1 protein-coding gene is annotated in these 746 nt (G+C 69.7%); it reads right to left on the reverse strand.

Annotated features, from left to right (window positions below; translation table 11 throughout):
- Positions 1 to 718 (reverse strand): transposase (locus CQZ88_RS31095; protein ID WP_258008609.1); only part of this gene is annotated, 718 nt, incomplete at its 3' end.
- Between the last annotated feature and the right edge of the window lie 28 nt (positions 719 to 746).

The raw sequence follows: 746 nt of genomic DNA on the forward strand, positions 1-746 counted from the left end.
TCACCACCTTCCGGTCGGCCCGGCTGCCCCGCTCGATCAACTCCCGTTTCGCCGACCCGATCGCCGCGTCCGCGGCCTGACGAGCCATCGTCGACCTCGCCATAAACCGCGGCCGGAAATCCTCCACCGCAATCAACTCCTGGTTGTCGACCACACGTTTCGCCCACACCCGCGCCTCGTGCCGGTTCCGGCACGCGGCCTTCGTCACGATCTTCGCCGCGTGTGTGCGGGCGCGCCGGTAGCCCTTCGACGGCGGGTGGCCCTTCCCGCGGCGGCGCGCCGTCTTCCGTTGGGCTTTCGCCGGCTCCGCCGCGCAGCGTTTCCGATGCCCACCGTAGGACAGGTCGAATCTCTCGTCGGTGGTCGTCGCGGTCCGGGCCCCACCCCAATCCACACCGATCCCGGAACCGCTCGGGGCTCCCGGTGCCGGTTCCACCTCGCGGGTCACCACGAACGAGGCGTACCAGTGCCCCGGCGAATCGCGGGTGATGCGCACACTCGACGGCTCCGCCGGCAACTCCCGCGACCACACCACCGGGATGCTGACACCCTTGGCGAGCACCAACCGCCCGTCCCGGATCCGGAAGCCGCGCCGGGTGTACTCGAGCGACGGCGACGTCGTCTTCCACGACTTGCCTCTGGGGCGGCCACGCCCTTTCACCGTGAAGGATGCCTCCAACGCTTGTGCATAGGTTCGCAGCGTCTGCTGCTGCGCCACCTGGGAACCGTCCCGCAACCACGACGAG

The organism is Rhodococcus sp. ENV425 (assembly GCF_002887785.1).
In the GTDB taxonomy this organism is placed as follows: domain Bacteria; phylum Actinomycetota; class Actinomycetes; order Mycobacteriales; family Mycobacteriaceae; genus Rhodococcus; species Rhodococcus aetherivorans.